This window comes from Streptomyces sp. NPDC051018 (assembly GCF_044456085.1).
In the GTDB taxonomy this organism is placed as follows: Bacteria; Actinomycetota; Actinomycetes; order Streptomycetales; family Streptomycetaceae; genus Streptomyces.
Genome location: NZ_JBITFN010000001.1, coordinates 500,500 through 522,718, shown reverse-complemented (window position 1 = coordinate 522,718; position 22,219 = coordinate 500,500). Strand labels below are relative to the sequence as shown.

Sequence of the window (22,219 nt, the reverse complement as noted above, 5' to 3'; positions counted from 1 at the left end):
GGGACACTCCTCCTATGGATGGACTCCCCCAGCACCCCTCCCGCATCTCCCGCCGCATACGTCGGCTGCTGCTGCCGCTCTCCGCCGCGGTATCCGCCACCGCACTGATCGGCGGCTGTTCCTCCGGCTCGGAGGCCACCGCGCCGGAGAGTTCCACACGGGCGGTCGTCCCCAAGGCGAGCAATGAGCTCCAGAACGCCTACGAGACCGTGATCAGGAATGTGCTGCCGTCGGTCGTCCAGATCGAGGCGGGCGACAGCCTCGGCTCGGGCATCGTCTACGACGGCCAGGGCCATGTGATCACCAACGCGCATGTGGTCGACGAGTCCAAGAGTTTCCTGGTCACGATCGCGACCGGGGAGGAACCGCTGCCCGCCAAGCTGGTCTCCTCCTATCCGCAGCAGGATCTGGCGGTCCTCAGACTGGACCGGGTCCCGGCGGGGCTGAAACCGGCGCGGTTCGGCAACTCGGCGACGGTGGAAGTGGGCCAGATCGTGCTCGCCATGGGCTCACCGCTCGGTCTGTCCAGCAGCGTCACCCAGGGCATCGTCTCGGGCCTCGGCCGCACGGTCACCGAGAGCACCCAGGGCGGGGGCACGGGAGCGACGATCGGCAATATGGTGCAGACCTCGGCGGCGATCAACCCGGGCAACAGCGGGGGCGCGCTGGTCAATCTGGACAGCGAGGTCATCGGTATCCCGACCCTCGCGGCGACGGATCCGCAGCTGGGCAACAGCGCGGCGCCGGGGATCGGTTTCGCGATCCCCGTCTCGATGGTGAAGACGGTCGCGGACCAGATCATCAAGACCGGCAAGGTCACGGACTCGGGCCGGGCGGCGCTCGGGATCACGGCCCGTACGGTCGTCGACGACAACTACCAGCCGTCGGGTGCCGCGGTCGTCGACGTGGAGCCGGGCGGCCCGGCGGACAAGGCGGGCCTTCAGCCGGGGGACATCATCACCAGGGTGGGCTCCGCGCCGATCACGACGATCACCTCGCTCGCGGAGGCGCTGGCCTCGTACAGTCCCGGCGACAAGGTGAAGGTGGTGTACACCCGCGAGGGCGAGCGCAGAACCGCGGACGTCACGCTGGGCGAGATCTAGGGATCTCCCCCAGCCGCCCGGTGCGTCCGCAATCTCTGCCTGACCACCGGGGCCGGGTTACGCAATCGGGGCGGGGTTCCCCAGCCCGTCCGGCTTTCGGGGACACGGCCGCGGGCCGTGCCTGACCACCCCGGGGCCCGGTTACACGACCGGGGCGGGGGTCTCCCAGCCCGTCCGGCGCTTGAGGACACAGCCGCAGGCCGTACCTCCCACCGGGCCGGGGAGACAGAACCCGGCCGGGGAGACAGAACCGGGGCGGGTCCAGGACGCTGATTCCAAGCCCGCCGCACGCCCCCGGCACGGAAGTCCCCCCAGCCCGGGTAACCCACACCCGAGAAAACCCCGCCCCGCCCCGGGGAACCCAGCCCGTCCGGCGCCTGAGGACACGGCCGCAGGCCGTACCTGACCACCGGGCCGGGGCTACGGAACCGGGAGCCCCGCCGACCACGGCAGAGCCCCGGGCGGGGAAACAGCACCCGGAGAACCCGCGGGGTCCCCGAGCAGACGGGGACCCGGACGACAGGAGCCCCGGGCCGACCGGGTTCCGCCCCCAGGGGCCCGGGGCCGACGAGCAACCCCCGCCGCCGAACTCCCGCGCCGAGCGGGACACCGCCCCGGCCGGGGCTCACTCCGCGTGGAGGCTCATCGGGCCGTAGATCCTGGTGGAGTCCTCGGAGAGGAACACCTGGTCCGCACCACCGTCACGGAGTTCTTTCCAGTACTCGCCGATCCACGACTCCGCATCGCCCTGGGTCGTGAACTCGTCCGGCTCGACCGCCGGCTGGACCTCCGTTCCGTCGGACTTCTCGAATCGCCACGTCCATGCCATGTGCGCCTCCCAGGGACCTTCGGTGATCTCCGTCCTGCCCGCAGCGTATCCGGGCGCGCAGCGGGCGGGGGGACGCGGGAGGATCGAGGAGTGGAACTCACCTTGCTCGGTACCGGCGCACCCGCCGGGCTGCCCCGGTCCGACTGTCCCTGCGCCGTCTGCGCCCTCGCCCGGGGGCCCCGCGCGCGGGCCGCGACAGCGCTGCTCGTCGACGGTGCGCTGCTGCTCGATCTCACCCCCGGGGCGGCGCTGGCCGCCGCGAGGGCGGGGCATTCGCTCGTGGGCGTACGGCAGGTACTGCTGACGCACCCTCACAACGGTCCGGCGGTGGAGCTGCCCGCCGGGCTGCCCCCGGCGGGGCGCGTCCCCGACGGTCGGGTGCTGACGCTGATCAGCGGCCACCGGGTGCGCGCGGTGCCGATGGACCACCCCGGTACGGGGTACGAGGTGACCTCGCCCGACGGCGACCGGCTGCTGTATCTGCCGCCGGGCGCCGCTCCGGCCGGCCTGGCGGAGGGGCTGGCCGCGTACGAGATGGTCGTCGCGGACGTCGTGGGGCGGCCGGACGCGATCGCACGGCTGCGGGCGGCCGGGGCGGCCGGGGCGACGACCGATGTGATCGCCGTCCATCTCGACCACGACGTTCCGGGCGGTCCCGAGCTGGACCGCAGGCTGGCGGCGGCAGGGGCGCGCGCGGTGCCCGACGGGACGACGCTGATCGTCGGGGAGTACCACGCGGTGCCGGACGTACCGCGCCGGACCCTGGTCACCGGGGGCGCGCGCTCGGGCAAGTCCATGGAGGCCGAACGGCGGCTGGAGTCCTTCCCGGAGGTGCTGTACATCGCCACCGGCGGCGCCCGGGAGGGCGATGCCGAGTGGGCCGAGCGGATCGCCCTGCACCGGGAGCGCCGCCCGGGGTCCTGGCGTACCGAGGAGACCTGCGATCTGGTGCCGCTGCTGGCGGAGGACGGCCCGGCACTGCTGATCGACTGTCTGTCGCTGTGGCTGACGGACGCGATGGACCGGGTGGGGGCGTGGGACGACGCGGTCTGGCGGGCGGACGGCGAGCGCGCGCTGCGCGAACGGGTCGCCGAACTGGTCACGGCGGTGCGCGAGACTCCGCGCACGGTGGTGGCGGTGACCAATGAGGCCGGGTCGGGTGTGGTCCCGGCGACGGCCTCGGGGCGGCGGTTCCGGGACGAGCTGGGACGGCTCAACGCGGCGTTCGCCGCGGAGTGCGAACAGGTGCTGCTGGTGGTCGCGGGCCAGGCCCAGGTCCTGCGGTCCTGACGTTCCGTCCAGCCGGTACTGTTCAGCGAATGAGCAGGCTGAATCTCGATGACTTCTCCGATCTGATCGAGCGTCCCGACGGTGGCGTCAGGCGTGACGCCGAGGAGCGCAGGGAGCGGCTGATCGTCCCGCCCGGTTCCCTGGGCCGCCTGGACGAGCTGGGCGAATGGCTCTCGGCCGCGCAGGCGTCCGTGCCGGTGAAGCCCGTCGAGCGTCCGCGCGTGGTGCTGTTCGCCGCCGACCACGGGGTGGCCGGTCTGGGGGTGTCCGGGCGGGAGCCCGGCTCGGCCCATCTGCTGGTGCGCGGGGTGCTGGAGGGTGCGAGCCCGGTCTCCGTGCTGGCCCGCCGGACGGGGGTGCCGGTGCGGATCGTCGACGCCGGACTCGACTGCGATCCGGGCCTGTTGCCGCAGGACGTGGTACGCCACCGGGTGCGGCGCGGCAGCGGCCGTATCGACATCGAGGACGCGCTGACGGCGGACGAGGCGGAGGCCGCCGTACGTCTGGGCATGGCCGTGGCGGACGAGGAGGCCGACGCGGGCACGGATCTGGTGGTGCTCGGGGACCTCAGCGTCGGCGGCACCACGCCCGCGTCCACACTGATCGCGGCGCTGTGCGGTACGGACGCCTCGGTGGTCACCGGCCGCGGTGGCGCGGGCATCGACGATCTGGCGTGGATGCGCAAGTGCGCGGCGGTCCGGGACGCGCTGCGGCGGGCGCGGCCGGTGCTGGGCGACCAGTTGGAGCTGCTGGCGGCGGTGGGGGGAGCGGACCTCGCGGCGACGACCGGGTTCCTCCTCCAGAGCGCGGTGCGCCGGATGCCGGTGATCCTGGACGGGGTCGTATCGGCGGCCTGTGCCCTGGTGGGGCAGCGGGCGGCGTTCCGCGCGCCGGACTGGTGGCTGGCCGGTCATCTCAGCGGTGAGCCCGCCCAGGCCAGGGCGCTGGACCGGATGGCGCTCAACCCGCTGCTGGACCAGGGCGTCACTGTGGGGGAAGGAACCGGAGCACTGCTGGCCCTTCCCCTCGTCCAGGCGGCCGCCGCGCTCGCGGCGGAGCTGCCGGAACGCGAGGAACCGGAGAAGCGACCGGAACCCGCGGAGGCGGAGAGCGACACGGACTGACGCGCCCTGACGCGCCGGGTGCGGCCGCCACTGACCACGACGGCCGTTCCCTCGCCCACCATGGCCTGCGATGCCCCATATGATCGCTTTTCATGGGAGAGGTCCGTTTGACCAGCACTGGCGAAGCGACAAGCCGCACGACGATCACTGGCACGAGTCACCGCACACCCCGCTCACGGCGGGCCGCCGCCTTCGCGGTCTGGTATCTGCGGGCGGTGACCTTCATCAACCTGCTGAGCGCCGTATGGGTCTCGTTCGGGCAGGACATCCGCCGTCACAACGTCGACAGCTACTTCACCCCGTATCTGCTGACCGCGGGCTTCGCCTCCGGCGCCTTCACGCTCTTCCTCGCGATCACCATGCGCCGCCGCAAACGGGCCGCGTGGATCCTCAACGCCGTACTGGGCGGGCTCTTCCTGCTGCTCTTCGGCCTCGCCCTCGGCCTGGACCCGGAGGTGCGGTCGCATCTCCAGAACTGGGTGTCGTTCGCGCTGTCCGCCGCGTTCACGGCCGTGCTGGCGCTGGGCCGGCGGGAGTTCTACGCGAAGGGGGACCGCTCCAATCCCAGGCTGGCCGCGGCCGTCGCCGCCGGAGGGCTGCTGGTCACCTCGCTGGCCGCCACCTTCCTCGTCGCCGCCACCAACACGGCAGGCTCCGGCTCCACGTTCCCGGAGCGCTGGCGCTATGTGGCGATGCGGCTGGTCACCCTGGCCGCCGACGACTCCGGCCACTCGGGCATCAGCACCCCCGGCTGGGTCGACGTCGTCATCAACGTCCTGTCCACCCTGCTGCTGCTCGCCGTGCTGTACGCGGCCTTCCGCTCCCGCCGGGCCGTCGACCCGCTCACCGAGGACGACGAGGAACGGCTGCGGGTACTGCTCCAGCGCCAGGGCGACCGCGACTCGCTCGGCTACTTCGCGCTGCGCCGGGAGAAGAGTGTCGTCTGGTCCCCCACCGGCAAGGCGGCCGTCGCCTACCGGGTCGTCGGCGGGGTCTGCCTGGCCTCCGGCGACCCCATCGGCGACCCCGAGGCCTGGCCCGGCGCGATCGAACCCTGGCTCGCCCAGGCCCGGGAACACGGCTGGATCCCCGCGGTCATGGGCGCGAGCGAGGAGGCCGGGACGATCTACGCCCGGCATGGGCTGGACGCCCTGGAACTGGGTGACGAGGCAATCGTCGAGACCGCCGACTTCACCCTGGAGGGGCGCGCCATGCGGACCGTGCGCCAGGCGTACAACCGGGTGCGGCGGGCCGGCTACGAGGTGCGGATCCGCCGTCACGAGGAGATCCCGTCCGACGAGATGGACCGGCTGCTGCGGCGCGCCGACGACTGGCGCGACGGGGCCACCGAGCGCGGCTTCTCCATGGCGCTCGGCCGGCTCGGCGATCCGGGCGACGGCCGGTGCGTGATGCTCGAATGCACCGACGGCGAGGGCGAGCTGCGGGCGGTGCTGAGCTTTGTCCCCTGGGGGCCCAAGGGGCTCTCGCTCGATCTGATGCGCCGTGACCGCGACTCCGAGAACGGCCTGATGGAGTTCATGGTCATCGAACTCCTGGAGCGCGCGGCGGATATCGGCATCCGGCAGGTGTCGCTGAACTTCGCGATGTTCCGGTCCGTCTTCGAGCGCGGCTCCCGGCTCGGCGCGGGCCCGGTGCTGCGGCTGTGGCGCTCCCTGCTGACGTTCTTCTCCCGCTGGTGGCAGATCGAGTCGCTCTACCGCGCCAACGCCAAGTACCGGCCCATCTGGGAGCCCCGCTTCCTGCTCTTCGAGAAGAGCGCCGATCTGCTGCGCATCGGCCTCGCGGCCGGGCGCGCCGAGGGCTTCCTGGAGGCCCCCGGACTGCCCAAGTGGCTGCACCGCAGGCATCTGGAGACCAGGCGGTGACCACCCTGAGCGCCTTCGCGCGGCGCGAGTGGGGGCCTCTGTACGCGGTACTGCGGACGGCCCTGGCCGAACGCGGGTGGCGGGCGGTGCCGATGACGCTGGCGGCGGTCTGCCTCACCGCCCTCTTCCAGCTCACCCAGAACCAGGGCTGGGGCTACGGCTTCGTCCGCGGCGTCGGCTTCGTCCGGGCCGAGGACCCGCTGTGGCTCGCCCTGCTGCGTACTCCCCTGTCGCTGTTCGTGCCCGCGCTCGACCTTCCCGTGTGGGGCGCGCTGGCGCAGATCCTGCTGGTGTTCGGTATCGCCGAGATCGCTCTGGGGCGCCTGCGGACCCTGGTCGTCGCGTATGTCTCCACCCTCGCGGGGACCCTGTACGCGCGGATCGGCATCGCGGCCGGGCCCGACGGCCCCTTCGGCCTGCCGGCCGATGACGCGCGGATCGTGGACACCGGACCGTCGGCCGCGGTCGTGGGGCTCGCCGTGGTCGTCTGCTGGCGCTTCCGGGCCTGGTTCACGGGCGCGCTGGTGATCGCGGCGATGGTGGTCGAGGTGATCGTCAAGCCCAATCTCGCGGGCAAGGAGCATCTGGCGGCGATCGCGGGGGCGCTGGTGCTGTGCGCGATCGCCGGGGTCCGGCAGCGGCGGGCCGCTCAGCGCCTCCTGCGCACGGAAGGCCGGTCGGGCGCGCCGCCGATCAGATCCTGAAATCTTCGCCGGGGACCGGCCCAGCGGCGGTCGTGCCGGTAGGAGCGCAGCGCGGCCCGGGCGCGGGCCCGGTGCCGGCCCCGGTAGAACCGCCGGGCCCACGGCGAGGTGGGCCGGGCGAGTCGTACGGCCCCGAAGAGGGCGACGAACGGGACGAGGACGCTGATGAGGGCCATGGTCGGTTTGCCCTTGACGAAGGTGATCAGCACCAGGACGAGATTCACCAGCAGGGTGGCGATCACCGTGACGCGGTTCTGCCGTTCGTCGGGTGAGAGCGAGTTGACGCCGAGCGGGGAGAAGCCGCCGAGGACCAGGGCCGCGAGGGCGGTGGCCAGGACCACGACCTCCACACTTCTGCGGCCCTCCTCGGTCCAGTAGACGTCGTGGAGATGGACGATCAGCGCGAACTCGTCGAGCACCAGGCCAGCGCCGATCCCGAAGATGATCGCGAAGACGGCCGCGGCGAGCCCCTGGCGTCCGCTGCCGACCGCGCCGAAGCCCCCGACGACGGTGAGGATCACCCCGGGGACCACATGGTGGATGTGCAGCCCGCCGGGCGTGATGTTCCGGAAGGGCCCCCGGCCCGCCCGGATCAGCCGGGTGACGGTCCGTGTGACGAGGAAGGTGAGGACGAAGGAGGCCAGGGCGAGGAGCGTCGGGAGCTTTCCCGGCTCGATGATGTTGTCGTAGAACCACTTGCCCATATGTCAGGTACTCCCCTATTTGCTGACTTATGCGCAATTAAAACCGGCGTGAGGCCCGCCGACGGCCTCCGCCCGGCGGGTCGCCCGCCCGGTCCGCCGGGCTACCCTTCGCCCGTGAGTGAACTGGCCGGTCTCCGTTTCGCCTTCGGGACCCTGACGGTGTTCCCCGTCCGCGTCACCCGGTGGGACCGGGACGCGGCGCGCGCCGGCATGCTGTGCGCCCCGCTGGCCGGTCTGGCCGTGGGGCTGTGCGCGGCCGCGGTCGGCGGGGGGCTCCTGCTGGCGGGCTCGGGGGCGACGCTCGCGGCCGTGGCCACGGTCGCCGTCCCCGCCGTCCTCACCCGGGGGCTCCATCTCGACGGGCTCGCGGACACCGCCGACGGGCTCGGCAGCGCCAGGCCCGCCGATCAGGCGCTGGCGGTCATGAAGCGGTCGGACATCGGGCCGTTCGGGGTGATCACCCTGCTGTTCACGCTGCTCGCCCAGATCGTGGCCGTATCCGCGCTGTACGACGAGGGCTGGCCCTCCGGCGCCCTCGCCGTGGTGGTCTCGGCCGTCACCGCCCGGCTCGCCCTGACCCTGGCGGCCCGCCGCGGTGTACCGGCGGCCCGCCCCGGAGGGCTCGGCGCGGCGGTCGCGGAGACCGTTCCCGTCCCCGCCGCGGTGGCCGTGGCCGCGGTGGTCACGGCGGTCTGCGCGGGCGCGGGCACGGTGACCGGCGGCTACGGCGCGGTGCACCGGGCGCTCGCGGTCCTCGCCGCGCTGGCCGCGGCCCAGGTGCTGCTGAGGCACTGCGTACGGCGCTTCGGCGGGGTGACCGGTGATGTGTTCGGGGCGCTCGCGGAGACGGCGGCGACGACCGCGCTGGTGGTGCTGGTCCTCGGGCCGTAGAACGTGAACCACCGTGGCTCCGGGGTGGGCGCGGTACGCGGGCGGCCGGCGAGGAAGCCCTCGGCTCCCGCGCCCGGCGCGGCGGGAGGGCGCCCCGGGCGTGCATGGCATCCACGCGTTAACGGCGTCCGGGGTGCACGGCATCCGGACGTACACGGCGGCCACCGGTTCACGGCGGCCGGACGTACACGGCGTACGGTCCCGGCGGGAAACCGGCGCCACCCACGAGTGAACAGCCGCCGCCGTGAGCGATGGAACTGACCGCGCGTAGGCTTTTGTCCCGCGGGATGCCGGCAGACCGCCTCGTGGACCCGCCGCACACCCTCGACGGCCCTGACAGGCCCAGGAACTCAACGGAAGCGAGAAATCACCACCGTGACTGCTCTCACTCTCAGCACCGCCGGCGCGGCGACTCTGCGCGCCGACGCTCTTGTCGTCGGGGTCGCGAAGGGCGCCAAGGGCCTGGTGGTCGCGCCGGGCGCCGAGGCCGTGGACAAGGCGTTCGCCGGAAAGCTCGCGTCCGTACTGGAGACCATGGGCGCGTCCGGCGCCGAGGGAGAGGCCACCAAGCTCCCCTCCCCGTCGGGCCTCAAGGCACCCGTCGTCATCGGCGTGGGCCTCGGTCCGGTGCCGGAGAACGCCCAGAAGACCGCCGGGTACGCGGCCGAGTCGCTGCGCCGCGCCGCGGGCACCGCCGCCCGGGTGCTCGCCGGCTCGAAGAAGGCCGCGTTCGCACTGCCCATCGGCTCGGCCGAGGACGCCGGGGCGATCGCCGAGGGCGCGCTGCTGGGCGCGTACGCCTTCACCGCCTACCAGGGCGGCGGGAAGGACTCCGGGAACGGCGGGCCCAAGCAGCCGCTCGCCGAGGTCGCCCTGCTGGGCGCCAAGCCGCGCGACAAGGCGTACAAGGCTGCGGCCGAGCGCGCGATCGCGGTCACCGAGGAGGTCAACCGCGCCCGCGATCTGATCAACACCCCGCCCAACGACCTCACCCCCGAGGCCTTCGCGGCCGTGGCCACCGCCGCGGGCAAGGAGAACGGCCTCAAGGTCCAGGTCCTGGACGAGAAGGCGCTCGTGAAGGGCGGTTTCGGGGGAATCGTCGGCGTGGGCCAGGGCTCGCAGAACCCGCCGCGCCTGGTGAAGCTCACCTACACCCACTCCAAGGCGGCCAAGACCCTCGCACTGGTCGGCAAGGGCATCACCTACGACTCGGGCGGCATCTCCCTCAAGCCCGCCGGTCACAACGAGACGATGAAGTGCGACATGAGCGGCGCCGCCGCGGTGTTCGCCGCCGTCGTCGCGGTCGCCCGGCTCGGCCTCCCCGTCAATGTCACCTGCTGGCTCGCGCTCGCCGAGAACATGCCGTCCGGTTCGGCCACCCGCCCCGGTGATGTACTGCGTATGTACAGCGGCAAGACGGTCGAGGTGCTCAACACCGACGCCGAGGGCCGGCTCGTCCTCGCGGACGCGCTGTGGAAGGCGTCCGAGGAGAAGCCGGACGCGATCGTGGACGTGGCGACCCTGACCGGAGCGATGGTGCTGGCGCTCGGCCACCGCACCTTCGGTGTCATGGCGAACGACGACGCCTTCCGCACCGCCGTGCACGAGACCGCCGGCGAGGCCGGCGAGCAGTCCTGGCCGATGCCGCTCCCCGCCGAGCTGCGCAAGGGCATGGACTCCCCGACCGCCGACATCTCCAACATGGGCGAGCGGATGGGCAGCGGGCTGGTGGCCGGTCTGTTCCTCCAGGAGTTCGTGGGCGAGGGCATCACCTGGGCGCACCTGGACATCGCGGGCCCGGCGTTCCACGAGAGCGCCCCGTACGGCTACACGCCGAAGGGCGGCACCGGCTCCTCGGTCCGTACGCTGGTGAAGCTGGCCGAGCGGATGGCCTCGGGCGACCTCGGCTGAGCCCCCTCCGGACTCCGACTCCGACTGCGGCCGTACGGCCCCGGGCCACGCGCCCGGGGCCGCGGCCGGTGTCCGCCGCGCCGTTCACCCGGGGCCGCGGCCGTGCTGCCGTACCGTTCGCTCTGGATGAAATGTCGCTGACATGACATTCGTGCCGGAATCGATCGGCACGTCCGGATGTTCTACGGACCGGTAACCCCTGAGGTGATCGATCAGACGTTGTCAGACCGCCGCCCCGCGTCCCGTCTTCCCCCAACAAGTGCGAAGATGGGTTCTCGGCAGGACAGGGCCCACCACAGGGCCGACGAGACATCGGCCGCACACCAGCCGAAAGGCCGGTCGTCCCCGGGGTCAAGGGGAACCGGCGACCGGCGCACATGCATGGAGGACGTGACGTGGCGAACGACGCCAGCACCGTTTTCGACCTAGTGATCCTCGGCGGCGGTAGCGGCGGTTACGCTGCGGCGCTGCGCGGAGCCCAGCTGGGCCTGGACGTCGCCCTGATCGAGAAGGACAAGCTCGGCGGCACCTGCCTGCACTACGGCTGCATTCCCACCAAGGCTCTGCTGCACGCCGGCGAGATCGCCGACCAGGCCCGTGAGTCCGAGCAGTTCGGTGTCCGGGCGACCTTCGAGGGCATCGACGTCGCAGCCGTTCACAAGTACAAGGACGACGTGATCCAGGGCCTGTACAAGGGCCTCACGGGACTGATCGCCTCCCGCAAGATCACGGTCATCGAGGGAGCGGGCCGGCTGTCGTCGCCCACCTCCGTCGACGTCAACGGCCAGCGGGTCCAGGGCCGTCACATCCTCCTCGCCACCGGCTCCGTACCGAAGTCGCTGCCCGGCCTGGAGATCGACGGCAACCGCATCATCTCCTCCGACCACGCGCTGCGGCTGGACCGCGTCCCGCAGTCCGCGATCGTGCTGGGCGGCGGCGTCATCGGTGTCGAGTTCGCCTCCGCGTGGAAGTCCTTCGGCGCGGACGTCACCGTCATCGAGGGCCTGAAGCACCTCGTCCCGGCCGAGGACGAGAACAGCTCCAAGCTCCTTGAGCGCGCGTTCCGCAAGCGCGGCATCAAGTTCAACCTGGGGACCTTCTTCGAGAAGGCCGAGTACACCCAGGACGGGGTCCGGGTGACCCTCGCGGACGGCAAGACCTTCGAGGCCGAGGTGCTGCTGGTCGCGGTCGGCCGCGGCCCGGTGTCCGCCGGTCTCGGGTACGAGGAGCAGGGCGTCGCGATGGAACGCGGCCATGTCCTGGTCGACGAGTACATGCAGACCAATGTGCCCACCATCTCCGCCGTCGGCGACCTCGTCCCGACGCTCCAGCTGGCGCACGTCGGCTTCGCCGAGGGCATCCTGGTGGCGGAGCGGCTGGCCGGTCTGAAGACCGTCCCGGTCGACTACGACGGGGTGCCCCGGGTGACGTACTGCCACCCCGAGGTCGCCTCCGTCGGCATCACCGAGGCCAGGGCCAAGGAGATCTACGGTGCGGACAAGGTCGTCGCCCTGAAGTACAACCTCGGGGGCAACGGCAAGAGCAGGATCCTGAAGACCCAGGGCGAGATCAAGCTCGTCCAGGTCAAGGACGGTGCCGTGGTCGGCGTCCACATGGTCGGTGACCGCATGGGCGAGCAGATCGGCGAGGCGCAGCTCATCTACAACTGGGAGGCTCTGCCCGCCGAGGTCGCGCAGCTCATCCACGCGCACCCGACGCAGAACGAGGCGCTGGGCGAGGCGCACCTGGCGCTGGCCGGCAAGCCGCTGCACTCTCATGACTGAGCAGACTGAGCAGACCGGGCCCTCGGGCGCTCTCGGGCGCGACGACCACTTCCGCACTTCCTCACGCTCGCCGCTTCGCTTGAGCTGGGGAGACCCCATCGTTAGGAGCAACTGAAACCATGTCGGTTTCCGTAACCCTTCCGGCGCTCGGCGAGAGCGTCACCGAGGGCACTGTCACCCGCTGGCTGAAGGCCGAGGGCGAGCGCGTCGAGGCCGACGAGCCGCTGCTGGAGGTGTCCACCGACAAGGTCGACACCGAGATCCCCGCCCCCGCGGCCGGCGTTCTCGCGTCCATCAAGGTGGCCGAGGACGAGACCGTCGAGGTCGGCGCCGAGCTGGCGATCATCGACGACGGCTCGGGCGGAGTGGCCGCCGCTCCGGCGCCCGCCGCCGCCGAGGCCGCCGCACCCGCACCCGTCGCCGCACCGGCGCCCGCGGCCGAGCCGGAGCCCGCCCCTGCGGCTCCCGCTCCCGCGCCCGTCGCCGCCGCACCTGTGGCCGAGGCCCCCGCGCCCGCTCCGGCGCCCGCCGCCGCTCCGGCCGGCGGCGCGTCCGGTACGGACGTGGTCCTCCCCGCGCTCGGCGAGAGCGTCACCGAGGGCACCGTCACCCGCTGGCTCAAGGAGGTCGGCGAGTCCGTCGAGGCCGACGAGCCGCTGCTGGAGGTGTCCACCGACAAGGTCGACACCGAGATCCCCGCCCCCGCGGCCGGCGTTCTGCTGGAGATCGTCGTCGGCGAGGACGAGACCGCCGAGGTGGGCGCGAAGCTGGCCGTGATCGGTGCGGCGGGTGCCGCCCCCGCGGCTCCTGCGGCACCGGCGGCCCCCGCTCCGGCCGCGGCTCCGGCTCCGGCCGCGCCCCCGGCGCAGCCCGCTGCCCCCGCCCCGGCTGCTCCGGCCCCCGCGCCCGCCGCACCGGCACCCGCGCCCGCTCCGGTCCAGGCCGCCGCTCCGGTGGCTCCCCCGGCGCCCGCACCGGCTCCGGCCGCTCCGGCTGCTCCCGCGCCCGCCCCGGCCGCGCCGTCCGCCGGTGATGCCTATGTGACCCCCCTGGTCCGTAAGCTCGCCGCCGAGAACAGCGTGGACCTGGCCTCGGTGCGTGGCACCGGCGTCGGTGGCCGGATCCGCAAGCAGGACGTGGTCGCCGCCGCGGAGGCCGCCAGGGCCGCCGCTCCGGCACCGGCGGCCCCCGCGGCCCAGGCGCCCGCCGCCCCGAGGACTCCCTCGCTGGAGACGTCCCCGCTGCGCGGCCAGACGGTCAAGATGACCCGTATGCGCAAGCTCATCGGCGACAACATGATGAAGGCGCTGCACAGCCAGGCCCAGCTGACCTCGGTCGTCGAGGTCGACATCACCAGGCTGATGAAGCTGCGCGCCCAGGCGAAGGACGCCTTCGCCGCCCGTGAGGGCGTCAAGCTCTCCCCGATGCCGTTCTTCGTGAAGGCGGCGGCCCAGGCGCTGAAGGCCCACCCGGTCGTCAACGCCCGGATCAACGACGACGAGGGCACCATCACCTACTTCGACACGGAGAACATCGGCATCGCCGTGGACTCCGAGAAGGGGCTGATGACCCCGGTCATCAAGGGCGCGGGCGATCTGAACATCGCCGGTATCGCCAAGAAGACCGCCGAGCTGGCCGGTGCCGTACGGGAGAACAAGATCCGTCCGGACGACCTGGCGGGCGCGACCTTCACCGTCAGCAACACCGGTTCGCGCGGTGCGCTGTTCGACACGGTCATCGTGCCGCCGACGCAGGCCGCCATCCTGGGCATCGGTGCCACGGTGAAGCGCCCGGCCGTCATCGAGACGCCCGAGGGCACCGTGATCGGCGTCCGTGACATGACGTATCTGTCGCTCTCCTACGACCACCGTCTGGTGGACGGCGCCGACGCCGCCCGCTATCTGACGACCGTCAAGGCGATCCTGGAGGCCGGCGAGTTCGAGGTCGAGCTCGGCCTGTAGGGCCGAACGGCACCCTCGCCGGAGCCCCCGCCCTTTCCGGGCGGGGGCTCCGCCGCGTTCCGCTCCTCCGGAGCCTTCGCGGCACTGCCGACGACGGTGCGCGGGTTCTGCTGTGCGCGGGACCTTGTCGGGGGCGCGGGATCCCCTGGCGGGCGCGGTGATGCCCGGTGTGCGGGTTCCTGCTGTGCGCGGGACCTTGTCGGGGGCGCTGCCCCCGAGGCCCCCGCGCCTCAATCGCCGGCGGAGCCGGAGATTGCGCATTCCGGGCACGGGACTGGAGGTTGCGGGTTCCTGCGGGGCGGGACCGGCAGGGGAAAATCAGCCTCTCCGGCGTTTGAGGAGCGGGGTCCGGGGCGGAGCCCCGCAGGCGGCCTGGGCACGGGGAGGGCGTGCATGCCGGGAGGCCGGTCCTGGAAGAACCCCGCTTCGGACGGGTACGCCACCAGGGGCACCTGTGCGCACGGGCGACGGCCCCAGGGGCCCGTCCGCCGGACACCGGCCCCGGCCCGTGACGGCGGACACACCGGCGGACCTGGAGAGGCAGAAGCAGCGCCGCACGGGACCGCCCCTCCGGCCGGGCCCGGCGGGGCTCCCGGTGAGGGGGTGCCGCGCGGTCCCACCCGCGCGTTCGCCTTCCCGGGTGATCTCCACCGGGCCCTCGTCAGCCGCCCGGCGGCACCTCCGGTCTCCCCCGATCCCGCCCGCCGGGGGCCGGGCCGGACGGTGCGCGAAACGGTCGCGGGACCTCGACCCGGACGAGCGGGAGCAATAATGGCACCCCACATCCGTGCGCTGTCCCCCTCGGGAGCCCTCATGACCCCGCCCGTCGTCCACTCGCTGCGGGAGCAGATCCGCCAGCACATCGTGGAGGGGATCGTCAGCGGCCGCTGGAAGCCCGGGGAACGGATCGTCGAGCGCGGTATCGCGACGGAGCTCCAGGTCTCCCAGACGCCGGTACGGGAGGCGCTGCGGGAGCTGGAGAGCCTGCGGCTGATCGAGTCCGTGCCCAACAAGGGCGTACGGGTACGCAATCTCACGGCCGCGGACCTGGAGGAGAGCTATCCGGTGCGCGCCGGCCTGGAACAGATCGCCGCGGAGCTGGCGGCGGACCGGCTGGCCGCGGACTGCTCGGCGCTCCAGCCCCATGTGGAGGCGCTGTACTCGGCGGACCGCGCGGGCGACTCGGCGGGACAGGTCCGCCACACGGTCGCCTTCCACCGCGAACTGGTCCGCGCGGCGGGCAACGGTGTGCTGCTGCACACCTGGGAAGGCCTCGGCATCGAGGTCTTCACCGCGCTGTCGATCCGCTGGCTGGGCACGGTGCAGCAGTCGTACGCCGAGGAGCACGAGGCCCTGGTGGAGGCGTTCCTCCGCCACGACCCGAACATCGGCGCCCTGGTCAAGGCGCACGTCCTGGGCTGCGCGCCCAGAGCGTGACGGCGGTCCGCCCCCGTATCCGGCGCCGACCGGCCGCCCCCGCATCCGGCTCGTCCGCCGGCCCGGCTCGTCCCCTGGCCCCGCGAGGCGTGCTCGGGGTGCCGGGCCCGCGGAACCGGCACCCGCGGACGGACCGGCGACGCCCCGCCGGGCACCGATTCGGGCCGGAAGCCCGGGCCGCGGCCAAGGCTCGCGAACACCCGGCCCCCGGAGCGTCGCCCGGTTGGCGAAGGGTCCGGCCTCCCCCTGCCCGGCCGACGAAGAAGCCCGGCCGGCGAGGGAGCCCGCCCCCGGAGAGCTCGCCCCCGGAGGGACGCCCGATTCACACCCGCCCCACCCATCCCACCCGCCCCATGACACAACCGGCGCACTCCCGGGCAATCCGCAGCCCCTTCCGGCGCTTGAGAGATCAGCCGGAACGCCTCTCACCAGCGCAGTGAACCGCCACACCCCACCCACAAGCCCCTTGCGACACTCCGTGCCCTTTCTCGCGGCACGGAATGCCAATTTCGCCTTCCGGAGAAGTTTTACCTCCTAGCACTTTGATCGATCATCGATCACAGGCTTAGAGTCGGAGCCGGGCAACAAACCCACCGGCCCTGTCCTGCCAGACAAGGCACTGTCTCCACCCCCCTCCCAGTCCGGAAGGCGGCGACCATGACCGACCCCGTAGGCAAGCTTCCGAGCGAGCTGGACCAGCTCCCGGATCGCGACGCCGAGGAGACCGCCGAGTGGGCGGCTTCTCTCGACGCCGTCGCCCGGCACGCCGGCCCGCACCGCGCCGCATACCTCATGCGCCGCACGCTCCAGCACGCCGAGGCGGCCGGAGTCCCCGTACCCACGCTGCTGGAGACGGACTACGTCAACACCATCCCCACCTCCGCCGAGCCCGCCCCCGAGGGCGACGAGGAGCTGGAGGCCCGGATCACCGCGTGGAACCGCTGGAACGCCGCCGCCATGGTGACCCGCGGCTCCCGGCTCGGCGTCGGCGGGCACATCGCCACCTTCGCCTCGGCCGCCTGGCTCTACGAGACCGGCTTCAACCACTTCTTCCGCGGCAAGGAGGGGGAGGGCAGCGGCGACCAGCTCTACATCCAGGGCCACGCCTCCCCCGGCATCTACGCCCGCGCCTTCCTCGACGGCCGGCTCTCCGAGGCCCACCTCGACAACTTCCGCCAGGAGGCCGGCGGCAACGGCCTGCCGTCGTATCCGCATCCGCGCCGGCTGCCCTGGCTGTGGGAGTTCCCGACGGTCTCCATGGGCCTCGGCCCGCTGTCCGCGATCTACCAGGCCCGGTTCAACCGCTATCTCCACGGCCGCGGCATCAAGGACACCTCCCAGTCCCATGTCTGGGCGTTCCTCGGCGACGGCGAGATGGACGAGCCGGAGTCGACGGCGGCGCTCGCCCTCGCGGCCCGCGAGCGGCTGGACAATCTGACGTTCGTCGTCAACTGCAACCTCCAGCGCCTCGACGGTCCGGTCCGGGCCAACTTCAAGATCGTGCAGGAGCTGGAGGCCCAGTTCCGCGGCGCGGGCTGGAATGTCGTCAAGTCGCTCTGGGGCTCGGCCTGGGACGAGCTGTTCCGGCTGGATGTGACCGGCGCGCTGCTGCGCCGTCTGCGCGAGGTCCCGGACGCGCAGTTCCAGACGTACGCCACCCGCGACGTCGCGTACATCCGCGCGCACTTCTTCGGCGCCGAGCCCGCGCTCGCCGAGATGGCGCGGCTGCTGCCGGACGCGAAGATCGCGGAGTGCTTCACCACCTCGCGCGGCGGCCACGAGTCCCGCAAGGTGTACGCGGCCTACCGGGCGGCCCTCGCCCACAGGGGCGCGCCGACCGTGATCCTCGCCCAGACGGTGAAGGGCCACACCCTCGGCACCGGCTTCGCGTCCAAGAACGCCAACCACCAGATGAAGAAGCTGTCGATCGACGAGTTCAAGGGCATGCGCGACCTGCTCGGACTCCCGATTCCGGACAGCGCCTTCGCCGACGGCACCGTGCCGTACGGCCACCCCGGAGCGGACTCCCCCGAGGTCCGCTACCTCCATGAACGCCGCGCTGCACTCGGTGGTCCCGCCCCCGCCCGCCGAGTGCACGCGGTCGCTCTTCCCGCCCCGGACGAGAAGCCCTTCGCCCTGCTGGAAAAGGGTTCGGGGCAGCAGGAGATGGCGACGACCATGGCGTTCGTACGCCTGGTCAAGGATCTGATGCGGGACAAAGGGACCGGCAGGCGCTGGGTCCCGATCGTCCCCGACGAGGCCCGGACGTTCGGTATGGAGTCGCTGTTCCCGTCGGCCGGCATCTACTCCCCGGTGGGCCAGACGTACGACCCGGTCGACCGCGACCAGCTGATGTACTACAAGGAGGCCGCGGACGGCCAGATCCTCAACGAGGGGATCACCGAGGCCGGCTCCATGGCGGACTTCATCGCCGCGTCCACGTCGTACGCGACGCACGGCGAGCCGATGATCCCCTTCTACATCTTCTACTCGATGTTCGGCTGGCAGCGCACGGGCGACCAGATGTGGCAGCTCGCCGACCAGCTGGGCAAGGGCTTCATCGTCGGCGCCACCGCCGGCCGCACCACCCTGACCGGCGAGGGGCTCCAGCACGCGGACGGCCACTCGCATCTGATCGCGTCCACGAACCCGGCGTCGCTCAACTACGACCCGGCCTTCGCGTACGAGATCGCGGTCATCGTCAAGGACGGTCTGCGGCGGATGTACGGCCCCGAGGCCGAGGACGTCTTCTACTACCTGACGGTCTACAACGAGCCCAAGCGGCAGCCCGCGATGCCGGAGGGCGTCGAGGAGGGCATCGTCCGGGGGCTGTACCGCTTCCGGGAGGGTGTCGCGCCCTACCAGGACTCCCCCCGGCTCCAGCTCCTCGCCTCGGGCACGGCGATCCACTGGGCGCTGGAGGCCCAGGAGCTGCTGGCGGCCGACTGGGGTGTCACGGCCGACGTCTGGTCCGCGACCTCCTGGGGCGAGCTGCGCCGGGACGCGCTGGAGGCGGACGAGGCACTCCTCAGGGGTGAGGAGCGCACACCGTACGTCCGGCAGGTGCTCGACGGAGCGCCGGGACCGGTCCTCGCGGTCAGCGACTGGATGCGGCAGGTTCCGGACCAGATCAGCCAGTGGGTGGAGCAGGACTGGACCTCGCTGGGAACCGACGGCTTCGGTCTGTCGGACACACGACAGGCGGCCCGCCGGCACTTCGGCGTGGACGCGCAGTCCATCACCGCGGCGGCACTGGCACAGCTCGCCCGACGGGGCGAGCTGCCCGCCTCCGCGGTGAAGGAGGCCCGGGAGCGCTACGGGCTCTGACGCTCCCGATGATCACCCCTGGGCGGCTCGCACCACCGCCCGGGGGTGATTCCCTTTTCCGGTCCCGGGAAGTTTCCGGTCCCGGGAAGTTTCCGGTCCCGGGAAGTTTCCGGTCCCGGGAAGTTCTAGGTGCCAGCTGGTTTCCGGCGCTCCGGAATCTCCGGTTCCAGAGAGTTTCGGTTCCGGGGAGTTTCGGTTCCGGGGAGTTTCCGGCGCCCCGGCCGGGCTGCCCCCGGGTGCGGCCCGCCGGTCCGGTCGGCGATGCTTGACCGAAAGCCCGTGGTCGGCCGCGTACTGGGGGAACCATGTTCACCATCGGAGAGTTCGCCCGGCACGGCCGGGTGTCGGCCCGTATGCTGCGCCACTACGACGCCATCGGGCTGCTGCGGCCCGCCCACACCGACCCGTTCACCGGCTACCGCCGCTACTCCGCGGCCCAGCTCGCCACGCTCAACCGGGTCATCGCCCTCAAGGACCTCGGCTTCACCCTCCAGCAGATCCGGCGGATCCTCGACGACACGGTGAGCACCGGGGAACTGCGCGGCATGCTCGTCCTGCGGCGAGCGGAGCTGGAGGAGGCGATGGCGGCGACGGCCGCCGGGCTGGCCCAGGTCGAGGCGAGGCTCCGCTCCATCGAGAGCGAGGGGCGTATGCCGACCGACGACGTCATCGTGAAGGGTGTCCCCGCCGTACGCGTGGCCGAGCTGGCCGCCACCGCCGAGAGCTTCGCCCCCGAGCACATCGGCCCGGTCGTCGAACCGCTCTACCAGGAGCTGTACCGCCGGCTCGGGGCAGCCGGGATCACCCCGAGCGGCCCCGGTATCGCCTACTACGAGGACGCCTCCCAGGGCGACGGCTCGATCGTGGTGCACGCGGCGGTGACGGTCTCGCAAGCGCCCCGGCCGGGTCTCGACGTACGGATCACGGACCTGCCGGCCGTCGAGCGGGCCGCGACGATCGTGCACCGCGGCCCGATGAGCGCGGTCGTGCCCACGGCGCAGACCCTGGCCCACTGGATCGACACGAGCGGCCTGCGTTCGGCGGGATACGCCCGCGAGGTCACGCTGGCGTGCCCGGCGGAGCGGGAGAAGTGGGTGACGGAACTGCAGGAGCCGCTCGTGTGACCTCCGCCGCTCCGTCTCGGCCATCATGGGTTCATGCGTGCTGCCCGGCTGATCAAGATGGTGCTCCTCCTCCAGACGAGGCCGTCCATGACCGGGGCCGAGCTCGCCCGTGAGCTGGAGGTCTCCGAGCGGACCATCACCCGGGACGCGCTGGCGCTGTCGGAGGCCGGGGTCCCCGTCTACGCCGACCGGGGCCGCAGCGGCGGCTACCGGCTCATCGGCGGCTACCGCACCCGGCTGACGGGCCTCGGCCGCAGCGAGGCCGAGGCGCTGTTCCTCTCCGGGCTCCCGGTCGCCCTGCGGGAGATGGGGCTGGAGGACGCGGCATCGGCTGCCCGGCTGAAGGTGACGGCGGCGCTGCTGCCCTCGGTCAGCGACGCCTCCCAGAGCGCGGCCCAGCGCTTCCACCTCGACGCCCCCGGCTGGTACCACGAGTCCAGGACCCCGGATCTGCTTCCGGCGATCGCGGAGGCGGTGTGGGGCGACCGGTGTCTACGGGCGGCCTACCGCTCCCGCCGGGACGCGGAGGTGCGGCGGGAGCTGGAGCCGTACGGGCTGGTGCTGAAGGCGGGCGTCTGGTACTTGTGCGCCCGGGTGGAGGGCACGTTCCGGGTGTACCGGATCGACCGCTTCTCGTCCGTCGAGACGGACGGCGATCTCTTCGAGCGGGACCCGGACTTCGATCTGCCGGCGTTCTGGGAGGAGCGGGCGGGGCAGTTCGCGCGGTCCCTCCTGCGGGCGGAGGTCGTCATCAGGGTGACGGAGGACGGCGCCCGGAGGCTGCCGTATCTCACGGACCGGGTGGCGGCCCGCGAGGCCCTCGCGGCGGCGGACCCGCCCGACGGGGAGGGCCGGGTGACCCTCACCCTGCCGGTCGAGTCCCCTGAGGTGGCGTACGCACAGCTGTTCGCCCTGGGCCCGGACGTGGAGGTGCTGGAGCCGGCGGAGCTGCGGAAGCAGTTCGCGGACTCGGCGGAACGGGCGGCGAGGCTGTACCGGTAGGAAGCCGGGCACGGTCCGCTGCCGGAGGCCGTCCGGAGCGGGCTCCTCCCCCGCCCCGGCCGCTACCGCAAGTCGTCGAGAACGGGCTCCTCCCCCGCCTCCGCCGCTACCGCAGGTCGTCCGGAACGGGCTCATCCTCCGCCCCGGCCCCTACAAGAAGTCATCGAGTCGGCCGCTACCGGAAGTCGTCGAGAACGGGCTCCTCCCCCGCCTTCTCCGCCAGGATGTACCCCCATACGTCCGGCCGGCTGCCGTCCGCGTCCGTCAGGCCGTACTCCCGCGCGAGCTGTCCGCTGTCGAGCGACCGGCCGTTCCAGCGGTCCCGCCCGGGGTCCGCGGCGAGGGCGGCGACCCCCCGGCCGATATAGAGGGGTGACTCGGAGAGCGCCCAGTGCCGTTCCTTCGCGATGCCGTCACGCCAGTTCTCCTCGGTGACGCCGAAGGTGTCGAGCATCTCCTCCGAGCGCAGAAAGCCCGGTGTGACCGCGACCGCCGTGCCGCCGACGCTCTTCAGCTCCTCGCCGAGGATGTACGCCATACGGATCGGGCCGTTCTTGGCGAGGTCGTAGTAGAAGTTCTCGCGGAACCCCCTGTTGGTCCTGGCGGTGCCGTCGGTGACTTCGACGACCAGGCCGCCCGGCTCCCTCACCAGCAGGGGAAGCGCGACGCTGCTGGTGATGATGTGGCTTTTCACGCCGAGGTCCAGCATGCGCAGCCCGCGGTCCAGATCGACGTCCCACATCCTGGTGTCGAAGTCCAGCAGCGGGTTCCCGCCCCAGACGTCGTTGACGAGGATGTCGAGACGCCCGTGGTCGCGGTCGATCGCGGCGACCAGGTCCCGTACCCGCTCGACCTCCAGATGGTCGGTCGGCACGGCGATGCCCCTTCCCCCGGCCGCGTCGACGAGTTCGGCCGTCTCCTCGATGGTCTCCGTCGCCCGGCCCATCTCGCTGACCCGCGCACGGGTGGTTCTGCCGGTCGCGTAGACGGTCGCGCCCGCGGCCCCGAGCTGTACGGCGATGGCGCGGCCGGCGCCCCGGGTGGCCCCCGCGACCAGGGCGACCTTCCCTGACAGTGCTGCTTGTGTCGTCATGCCAACGACCGTCGCACGGAAACCCGACATCCCCTGTCTGCCATTCGCA

General features: G+C 72.4%; 16 protein-coding genes. 13 read left to right on the top strand and 3 right to left on the bottom strand.

The genetic code is table 11. The annotated features are described in order from the left end of the window. Positions 1-14: 14 nt before the first annotated feature. Positions 15-1,103, top strand: coding sequence for a S1C family serine protease (locus ACIBCM_RS02075; protein WP_399239122.1), 1,089 nt, complete (start codon positions 15-17; stop codon positions 1,101-1,103). A 625-nt stretch (positions 1,104-1,728) separates the two neighbouring features. On the opposite strand, the gene ACIBCM_RS02070 is transcribed toward ACIBCM_RS02075, so the two are convergent. Next, entirely contained in the window at positions 1,729-1,932 is a 204-nt protein-coding gene (locus ACIBCM_RS02070; protein ID WP_399239120.1) for a hypothetical protein, read from the bottom strand. Positions 1,933-2,022: 90 nt separating this feature from the next. On the opposite strand from ACIBCM_RS02070, the gene ACIBCM_RS02065 reads away from it, so the two are divergent. The 4 genes from ACIBCM_RS02065 to ACIBCM_RS02050 all read left to right on the top strand — a co-directional run bounded on the left by ACIBCM_RS02065 (position 2,023) and on the right by ACIBCM_RS02050 (position 6,936). Further along, positions 2,023-3,222, top strand: coding sequence for a bifunctional adenosylcobinamide kinase/adenosylcobinamide-phosphate guanylyltransferase (locus ACIBCM_RS02065; protein WP_399239118.1), 1,200 nt, complete (start codon positions 2,023-2,025; stop codon positions 3,220-3,222). 29 nt (positions 3,223-3,251) lie between these two features. Continuing rightward, entirely contained in the window at positions 3,252-4,346 is a 1,095-nt protein-coding gene (gene cobT / locus ACIBCM_RS02060) for a nicotinate-nucleotide--dimethylbenzimidazole phosphoribosyltransferase (protein ID WP_399239116.1), read from the top strand. Between the two features lie 92 nt (positions 4,347-4,438). Next, positions 4,439-6,232 carry a phosphatidylglycerol lysyltransferase domain-containing protein gene (locus tag ACIBCM_RS02055; protein ID WP_399239114.1) on the top strand — a complete coding sequence of 598 codons (1,794 nt, stop codon included), beginning with the start codon at positions 4,439-4,441 and terminating at the stop codon, positions 6,230-6,232. Positions 6,233-6,237: 5 nt separating this feature from the next. Next, positions 6,238-6,936, top strand: a complete 699-nt coding sequence (locus tag ACIBCM_RS02050; RefSeq protein ID WP_399239813.1) for a hypothetical protein — start codon at positions 6,238-6,240, stop codon at positions 6,934-6,936. Here the strand turns inward: ACIBCM_RS02050 and ACIBCM_RS02045 are convergent. Beyond that, positions 6,882-7,640: a hypothetical protein gene (locus tag ACIBCM_RS02045; protein WP_399239112.1), complete on the bottom strand. Its 759-nt coding sequence runs from the start codon at positions 7,638-7,640 to the stop codon at positions 6,882-6,884. The two genes, ACIBCM_RS02050 and ACIBCM_RS02045, sit on opposite strands and share 55 nt — an antisense overlap. A gap of 36 nt (positions 7,641-7,676) precedes the next feature. On the opposite strand from ACIBCM_RS02045, the gene ACIBCM_RS02040 reads away from it, so the two are divergent. The 8 genes from ACIBCM_RS02040 to ACIBCM_RS02005 all read left to right on the top strand — a co-directional run bounded on the left by ACIBCM_RS02040 (position 7,677) and on the right by ACIBCM_RS02005 (position 21,077). After that, on the top strand, positions 7,677-8,531 hold the full coding sequence (locus ACIBCM_RS02040) for an adenosylcobinamide-GDP ribazoletransferase (RefSeq protein WP_399239811.1): 855 nt from the start codon (positions 7,677-7,679) through the stop codon (positions 8,529-8,531). Between the two features lie 375 nt (positions 8,532-8,906). Continuing rightward, positions 8,907-10,442 carry a leucyl aminopeptidase gene (locus tag ACIBCM_RS02035; protein WP_399239110.1) on the top strand — a complete coding sequence of 512 codons (1,536 nt, stop codon included), beginning with the start codon at positions 8,907-8,909 and terminating at the stop codon, positions 10,440-10,442. 395 nt (positions 10,443-10,837) lie between these two features. Next, positions 10,838-12,226, top strand: a complete 1,389-nt coding sequence (gene lpdA / locus ACIBCM_RS02030; protein WP_399239108.1) for a dihydrolipoyl dehydrogenase — start codon at positions 10,838-10,840, stop codon at positions 12,224-12,226. 119 nt (positions 12,227-12,345) lie between these two features. Continuing rightward, complete coding sequence (sucB, locus tag ACIBCM_RS02025) at positions 12,346-14,187, top strand: 2-oxoglutarate dehydrogenase, E2 component, dihydrolipoamide succinyltransferase (protein ID WP_399239106.1); 1,842 nt, start codon at positions 12,346-12,348, stop codon at positions 14,185-14,187. Positions 14,188-15,000: 813 nt separating this feature from the next. Beyond that, the gene (locus tag ACIBCM_RS02020) at positions 15,001-15,624 is read left to right on the top strand and encodes a GntR family transcriptional regulator (protein WP_399239809.1); all 624 of its coding nucleotides are present in this window, start codon (positions 15,001-15,003) and stop codon (positions 15,622-15,624) included. A 657-nt stretch (positions 15,625-16,281) separates the two neighbouring features. Next, positions 16,282-18,951 carry a pyruvate dehydrogenase (acetyl-transferring), homodimeric type gene (gene aceE / locus ACIBCM_RS02015; RefSeq protein ID WP_399239104.1) on the top strand — a complete coding sequence of 890 codons (2,670 nt, stop codon included), beginning with the start codon at positions 16,282-16,284 and terminating at the stop codon, positions 18,949-18,951. Between the two features lie 305 nt (positions 18,952-19,256). Continuing rightward, entirely contained in the window at positions 19,257-20,075 is an 819-nt protein-coding gene (locus ACIBCM_RS02010) for a MerR family transcriptional regulator (protein ID WP_399239102.1), read from the top strand. A gap of 33 nt (positions 20,076-20,108) precedes the next feature. Further along, positions 20,109-21,077 (top strand): helix-turn-helix transcriptional regulator, encoded by a 969-nt coding sequence (locus ACIBCM_RS02005; protein WP_399239100.1) that lies wholly within the window; start codon positions 20,109-20,111, stop codon positions 21,075-21,077. A 175-nt stretch (positions 21,078-21,252) separates the two neighbouring features. Here ACIBCM_RS02005 and ACIBCM_RS02000 read toward each other — a convergent pair whose 3' ends face one another. After that, entirely contained in the window at positions 21,253-22,170 is a 918-nt protein-coding gene (locus ACIBCM_RS02000) for an SDR family oxidoreductase (protein ID WP_399239098.1), read from the bottom strand. Positions 22,171-22,219 lie beyond the last annotated feature (49 nt).

Bases quoted from the DNA above. Each gene is read 5' to 3' on its own strand.
- ACIBCM_RS02075 (WP_399239122.1), top strand. From the start codon at position 15: ATGGATGGACTCCCCCAGCACCCCTCCCGCATCTCCCGCCGCATACGT.
- ACIBCM_RS02070 (WP_399239120.1), bottom strand. From the start codon at position 1,932: ATGGCATGGACGTGGCGATTCGAGAAGTCCGACGGAACGGAGGTCCAG.
- cobT (WP_399239116.1), top strand. From the start codon at position 3,252: ATGAGCAGGCTGAATCTCGATGACTTCTCCGATCTGATCGAGCGTCCC.
- ACIBCM_RS02055 (WP_399239114.1), top strand. From the start codon at position 4,439: ATGGGAGAGGTCCGTTTGACCAGCACTGGCGAAGCGACAAGCCGCACG.
- ACIBCM_RS02045 (WP_399239112.1), bottom strand. From the start codon at position 7,640: ATGGGCAAGTGGTTCTACGACAACATCATCGAGCCGGGAAAGCTCCCG.
- sucB (WP_399239106.1), top strand. From the start codon at position 12,346: ATGTCGGTTTCCGTAACCCTTCCGGCGCTCGGCGAGAGCGTCACCGAG.
- ACIBCM_RS02020 (WP_399239809.1), top strand. From the start codon at position 15,001: ATGACCCCGCCCGTCGTCCACTCGCTGCGGGAGCAGATCCGCCAGCAC.
- aceE (WP_399239104.1), top strand. From the start codon at position 16,282: ATGACCGACCCCGTAGGCAAGCTTCCGAGCGAGCTGGACCAGCTCCCG.
- ACIBCM_RS02010 (WP_399239102.1), top strand. From the start codon at position 19,257: ATGTTCACCATCGGAGAGTTCGCCCGGCACGGCCGGGTGTCGGCCCGT.
- ACIBCM_RS02005 (WP_399239100.1), top strand. From the start codon at position 20,109: ATGCGTGCTGCCCGGCTGATCAAGATGGTGCTCCTCCTCCAGACGAGG.
- ACIBCM_RS02000 (WP_399239098.1), bottom strand. From the start codon at position 22,170: ATGACGACACAAGCAGCACTGTCAGGGAAGGTCGCCCTGGTCGCGGGG.